Below are 6,519 nucleotides of genomic sequence, written 5' to 3'. Positions count from 1 at the left end.
GTTAATATTACCTTTCTGATTATGTCCACCTCATTTCTTAGTCCTGAGGTTCTATTATAATAGATTTAATAGTATTTGGGACATAGTCACTTGTGATATATTAAGACATTATCATATATGGATCATAATATTTTGCATAAATTGTGGGAAATGCTTGACAATTTAACCGGCCTATCTTATAATAGCTTCAATGTATGACGCATCTTTGTCAGAGCACTGAGTGAATCAGTGCTTATTTCTAATAGAAAAAAAGAAGTCATTGCAATAAGTTAATTAAACTTAAGGGGAGAGATTATGATGACAGAGGAAATAGTGCTTACCGTCAAGGGGAGAAAAAAGATTGAAGAGGAATTGGAGCAATTAAAGGTGGTCCGTCGGAAAGAGGTGGCGGAGAGAATTAAACAGGCCATCGATTTTGGAGACATCAGTGAGAACTCCGAGTATGATGAAGCGAAAAACGAGCAGGCTCAAGTGGAAGAGCGGATCAGCAAGCTATCCAATATTTTAAAGAATGCGAAAATCGTCGACGAAAATGATATTAACACCGATTATGTTAGCGTGGGCACCGTAGCAAAGGTAAAGGATTTAGACGACGGCGAGATTCTGGAGTATACCATTGTGGGAGCCTCGGAAGCGGATCCCTATGAACTGAAAATCTCCAATGCTTCCCCCATCGGGAAAGCCCTGCTAAATCAGCAAGTCGGTGATGTGGTGGAAGTGAAAATTCCCGACGGAGTCAGCCGATATGAGATTGTAGATATTGAAAGATCCCAAGAATAGTACCGGGATTATAAGAGCAGTGAAAGAAAGGTGATGTTTTCGTGACAATAGAAGAACAAGATGTTAATGAACTGATAAAAATCCGCCATGAGAAATTGAAGGATCTGAAGGAACGAGGGATGGATCCTTTCAAAATCGAAAAAGTAACCGTGACCCATTACAGCGGCCAGATCATTGAGGAATTTGAAAAGCTGGAAGGGGACGTAGTTACCATTGCGGGAAGAATCATGGCCAAGCGGGGGCATGGAAAGGCAAGCTTTATTCACATCCAGGATAAGGACGGAAGAATCCAGGCCTATGTACGACAGGACCGGGTAGGGGAAGAGCTCTATGAGATCTTCAAAACCTTTGATATCGGCGACATTGTGGAAATCACCGGGGAAGTGTTCAAAACCAAAAAGGGTGAAGAGACCATTAAAGCGGATAAGATTCGATTACTCAGTAAATCCCTGCAGGTGCTTCCGGAAAAATACCATGGTCTGAAGGACCAGGATCTACGGTATCGTCAGCGTTATGTGGATATGATTATGAATCCCGATGTGAAGAAAACGTTCAAAATCCGTTCCAATATTATTAATGCCTTCAGAGAATACTTAAATGAACGGGATTATATCGAAGTGGAAACCCCGATTCTCAGCACCATCGCCGGAGGGGCCAATGCCAAGCCCTTCGTCACCCACCATAATACCCTGGATATGGATATGTATCTTCGGATCGCCACGGAACTGCCTCTTAAAAGGCTGACCGTAGGAGGAATGGACCGGGTGTATGAAATCGGTCGACTGTTTAGAAACGAAGGGATGAGCATTAAGCACAATCCTGAGTTTACCACCATTGAACTCTATGAAGCCTATGCGGATTATAATGATATGATGGAGATCACGGAAAACATCATCGCCTATGCCGCGAAAAAAGCCCTGGGCACCACAAAGGTTCAGTACGGTGATCAGGAAATCGACTTTACCCCGCCCTGGCCGAGAATTTCCATGGTGGACGCCTGTAAACAATATGCGGGAGTGGATTTCAATGAAATCAAAACCGATGAAGAAGCCCATGAAGCAGCGAAGAAGCTTCATATCGAAGTGAAAAAAGGCATGAAAAAAGGACACATCATCAACGAAGTTTTCGAAGAATATGTGGAGGAGCATTTGATTCAACCCACCTTTATTACCAACCATCCGGTGGAAGTTTCTCCCCTGGCCAAGCGTAACCCGGAGAATCCGGAGCTGACCAACCGCTTTGAAGCCTTTGCCAACGGCTGGGAAATCGCCAATGCCTTTTCCGAGTTGAACGACCCCATCGATCAGCGGGAGCGTTTTGAAGAGCAGGCGGCCAAACGGGATTCCGGAGACGATGAAGCCCATATGCTGGACGAAGACTTTTTAAATGCCCTGGAGGTAGGCCTTCCCCCAACGGGAGGACTGGGTATTGGAATCGATCGTCTGGTCATGCTTCTGACGAATTCCCCCTCCATCCGGGACGTCATTTTGTTTCCCACGATGAAACCCATTGAATAAAGGACCCTTCGGGGTCTTTTTTATTTTAACCGGGTGGGAGGAGGCCACGTGGGAAATTTGAATCAAATTTAAAAATCATTGAGGAAATTTCAAACCTTGTGGTATAATAAATAGGACTATCAGTAGACTGTTGTTAACGGAAAAAGGGGGAAGCATATTGGGAAAAGGACAATTGAGCTTAGGGGTTAAAGTATTGCTTATTGCAGGGATGGTTCTAAGCTTTGGAATGATCGGCTGTGAAGGGGAGGAGGAGGCCTTTACGGTGGAAGAAACGGAAGTGGAAGTGGAGGTGGATTCTTGGGAGGATATGGATCCCGGGGAAGTATCCCGTTTTGATGGTGAAACGGCCAAGCAACCGGATGTAAGTTGGGAACCCTACCGGGTGGACCGGGACGTTCGAGGGGTCTACTTCACGGAATATACCCTGTCCCGAGGGGAAGAGTACTTTCAAAGTCTGATTGAAAAAACCAACAATTCCATCATCAATGCCTGGGTAATCAATATTAAGAATGATAACGCCAATGTGGTTTACAACTCCGAGGTTCCCTTAGTGCAAGAGGTGGGAGCGGATATGAGCATCATTCGGGATATGGACCATGTAATGAATGAACTGCGGGAAAATGATATCTATCCCATCGGCCGGATTGTAGCTTTCAAGGACCGTATTGCGGCCACCGCCCGGGAGGATTTAGCCATCAAAGACGTTAACGGAAACGTATGGCGAGACAATAAGGGAGATGCCTGGTTGAATCCCTATAAGAAGGAGTCCTGGGACTATTTAGTGGATATCGCCAAAGAAGCGGCGATGCACGGCTATAAGGATATCCAGTTTGACTATGTCCGTTTTCCCACTGACGGACGAACCAGTGAAATTGATTATGAGGGAAAAGATGAGGAAATGAGCCAATCCGAGGCCATTGCCGCATTTTTAGAGTATGCACGGGAAGAATTAAAGCCCTACGGGGTGTTTGTCACGGCGGATATTTTCGGCTGGGCCCTGGTGGAGACCGGCGGCGCCAGTGTGGGCCACCATTTAGAGACCATCGTGCCCGCCACGGATGTGATCCTGCCTATGGTGTATCCCTCCCATTACGGACCCGGGATTTTCGGTTTTTCAAAGCCGGACCTGCATCCCTATGAAATGGTATACCAGTCTATGGAACGGGCCCAGGAACGGATTGCGGATATGAATTATGACGGTCAGGTGGCAAGACTGCGGCCCTGGTTGCAGGATTTTACCGCCACATACCTCGGTGCCGGGAACTGGATGACTTATGGTCCGGAAGAGGTCCTGCTTCAAATTGAGGCCAGCTATGATGCGGGTGTGGAAGAGTGGGTGTTGTGGAACTCGGGCAACAACTACACGTGGGAAGCCTTAGAGGCCGTGGACGTGGAGGATTTTACCGAGGAGGACGAAGGCAATTAAATAAAGCATGAACCAAAAAGTGTACCAGGGGGTCGGACCTTGTGGTACATTTTTTTTGTACCACAGGGTCCGACCCCCTGGTACACTTTTTCCTTTTGTCGGGATTTTGTCGGGATTTCACAAGGCAGGTACCGGGGAAATATGGTATAATATTCGAAATACATATAATTTTTTTAGGTAGTACCCCTCTTGACAAAATCCAAGGCGGGCGCAACTGTAGGAGGAGAAAAATGCTCATATCAAAAGCACTGATAGACCCCTTAAAACCTAAAGGTTCCAAGGGATTGGTAACCATTGTGGGGGCCGGAGGGAAAACCGGCACCATGTTTGCCCTGGCAAAAGAGTTAAAGGCCCTGGGAAAAAGGGTATTGATCACAACCACCACGGCGATTTATCAGCCGGGGGAAAAAGACTACGATCTATGCCACACCGGAGATACAAAGAGCCTGCTGGACGCCTCGGGGACAGGGGATTCCCCGGAACAGGTCGGGGAAATTGTGGTGTGGGGAAGCCGAACCGACTCCCAGGGAAAGCTCCAGGGGGTGGAGCCGGAAGCGGTGGATGATCTATGGCGGCAGGCAGCCTTTTCCTGGATTTTGGTGGAGGCGGACGGGGCAAAGGGTAAGAATCTGAAAGCGCCGAGGGAGGGGGAACCGGTGGTTCCGAAAGAGACCACGGTGTTCATCGGGGTCATCGGCATGCAGTCCCTGGGAAAGCCCGTCCATGAAGGGAATGTCCACCGATTGGAAAACTTTACGGAAATCACCGGCACCAAACCGGGGGACCGGATCGATGAGCAGGTCTTACGGCGACTGATTGTTCATGAAAAAGGGCTCTTTAAAGGCATCCCTCCCGGAGCAAAACCCCTATTGCTGTTGAATCAATGCGAGGATTTGAAAATCCGAAAAGGGGCCCGGGCCCTGGGGAAGAGTCTTTCTATCCCTTTTATGGTAACGAGCCTAAAGGAAGAGGAATTGTATGACTATGAAAACAAGAAGAAGGTTTAATAATATGAACAACCGTGGAAAAGCAGGTGCCACGGTGTAAAGGAGGAAGTATATGGTTACCGGTATCGTAATGGCTGCAGGCTTATCCCGTAGAATGGGAGTTAATAAACTGCTGATGTGTATTGATAATACCCCGCTGATCAAACGAACCTTAAAAATTATTGAAGCGTCCAAGCTGGAAAAGTTGATTGTGGTATACAGTGACCCCGCTGTTCTGGAAGTAATCAGGGAATACGAGGGGGAAAAAGAGGAAGGGGAAGCCTCTCCCCGGGAGATAAAACCGGTATACAATCCCCATCCCGAAAAAGGACAGAGCGAATCCGTGAAAACCGGGATGTACGAAAGCCATCCAAAGTCCCGGGGCTATATGTTTTTTGTGGCGGACCAGCCCTTTCTGAAGCCGGAGGTCATCGACCGCATTGTGGATACCTTCATGGAACAGCCGGAGCACATCGTGGTGCCCACCTATCAGGGAAATCGGGGGATGCCCATTCTATTTCCGGGGAAATACCGTTTGGATTTACTGGGGGTTTCCGGAGATAAAGGGGGCCGCAGTATCATTGATGAAAATCAGGACCAAACCATTTTCCTGCCCATCGAGGATCCGAAGGTCGGGGAAGATATGGATACCATCGAAGATTACGAAAAGATTTGCGAAATTGATGCAGAGAGGCGAGGGTAGTATGTTCTCGGAAATTGTGATCATTAAAAGCGGAGGGGATCTGGGAAGCGCCGTGGCCCATCGACTGGTACAGTCCGGCTTTCCCGTCATTATTACAGAGCGGGAACGGCCCTTGAGTATCCGCCGGAAGGGATCCTTTTCCGAGGCCCTTTACCAAGGGGAAGTGGTGATTGAAGGGGTTGTGGGGAAAAAGGCGGCAAAGGAAAACCCCAAAGAGGTGCTGGAGTTATGCAAAAAGGGAATCATTCCCGTGATTTCCGACAAGGGAAGAACCATCTCCGGAGCCGTGCTGGAGGGAATTTCACACCTGCTGAACAAAAAAGAAAGACAGGGCGGATGACCATGGAATTATTAGGAAAAGGTATTCTTATCGGCATTATCATTGTGCTTCCCGGGATGAGCGGCGGCACGGTTTTTCTGGTGCTCGGTTTATACGAAAAAATCATCCGGGATTTGGCCCGATTAAACCTGAAACCCTATATCCCCCTATTGTTGGGATTAACCCTGGGGGTATTTATCGGAGGATTGCTGCTGAGCTATGTATTTGATCAGTTCCGGGATCTCAGTGTAGCCTTTTTGCTGGGTTGCCTGCTGGCTTCCATCCGGCCGATTTTAAAGGGGCAGGGCACCAAAAATCCCAAGTTCATCGCCTTGCTGATGGGGGGCTTTATCCTCGGATACCTGATGGCGGGAGAGCCCATCGAGCTGGTGGATCCCGGGGAGTCCGCCTCCTATTTACGGTTGATCATCGGAGGGGCCCTGGCCAGTGCTACCATGATTATCCCCGGACTGCCCGGCAGCGGGGTCATGATTCTTGCGGGGATTTATGATGACGCCCTGTTTTACTTAGGAAACTTCCAGTTCTTCCAGTTATCCATTATGGGGGCCAGCGGCCTGCTGGGAATCTTTGTTTTAGCCCGGGGACTGGAAAAGCTGTATATGAAAAATCGGAAAGTCATCGCCTACACCTTTTCAGGGTTGATTGCCGGCTCTGCCCGAGCCATCATTCCCTTTCAGTTTACAATCGGCGTTGCAATTCTATTTGTGGTAGGCTTCGGTCTGGTTTGGTTCTATGGAGACCGAAAAACCGCCGCCTAGAAAGGAAGG

At 48.3% G+C, this 6,519-nt stretch carries 7 protein-coding genes; all 7 read left to right on the top strand.

Annotated features, from left to right (window positions below):
- Positions 1 to 291: 291 nt before the first annotated feature.
- Entirely contained in the window at positions 292 to 780 is a 489-nt protein-coding gene (greA, locus tag ISALK_RS09490; RefSeq protein WP_371723810.1) for a transcription elongation factor GreA, read from the top strand.
- A gap of 41 nt (positions 781 to 821) precedes the next feature.
- The gene (gene lysS, locus ISALK_RS09485) at positions 822 to 2,297 is read left to right on the top strand and encodes a lysine--tRNA ligase (protein WP_160721625.1); all 1,476 of its coding nucleotides are present in this window, start codon (positions 822 to 824) and stop codon (positions 2,295 to 2,297) included.
- 157 nt (positions 2,298 to 2,454) lie between these two features.
- Positions 2,455 to 3,723 carry a putative glycoside hydrolase gene (locus ISALK_RS09480; protein ID WP_160721622.1) on the top strand — a complete coding sequence of 423 codons (1,269 nt, stop codon included), beginning with the start codon at positions 2,455 to 2,457 and terminating at the stop codon, positions 3,721 to 3,723.
- A gap of 230 nt (positions 3,724 to 3,953) precedes the next feature.
- On the top strand, positions 3,954 to 4,730 hold the full coding sequence (yqeC, locus tag ISALK_RS09475; protein ID WP_160721619.1) for a selenium cofactor biosynthesis protein YqeC: 777 nt from the start codon (positions 3,954 to 3,956) through the stop codon (positions 4,728 to 4,730).
- A 52-nt stretch (positions 4,731 to 4,782) separates the two neighbouring features.
- Entirely contained in the window at positions 4,783 to 5,412 is a 630-nt protein-coding gene (locus ISALK_RS09470; protein ID WP_160721616.1) for a nucleotidyltransferase family protein, read from the top strand.
- 1 nt (position 5,413) lies between these two features.
- A complete protein-coding gene (locus ISALK_RS09465; protein WP_160721612.1) occupies positions 5,414 to 5,752 on the top strand; it encodes a hypothetical protein in 339 nt (112 codons plus the stop codon).
- Positions 5,753 to 5,754: 2 nt separating this feature from the next.
- A complete protein-coding gene (locus tag ISALK_RS09460) occupies positions 5,755 to 6,510 on the top strand; it encodes an undecaprenyl phosphate translocase family protein (RefSeq protein ID WP_160721608.1) in 756 nt (251 codons plus the stop codon).
- The last annotated feature ends 9 nt before the right edge of the window (positions 6,511 to 6,519 follow it).

The sequence above is a fragment of the Isachenkonia alkalipeptolytica genome (assembly GCF_009910325.1).
In the GTDB taxonomy this organism is placed as follows: Bacteria; Bacillota; Clostridia; order Peptostreptococcales; family T1SED10-28; genus Isachenkonia; species Isachenkonia alkalipeptolytica.
This window is presented reverse-complemented; position numbering and strand designations above follow the sequence as displayed.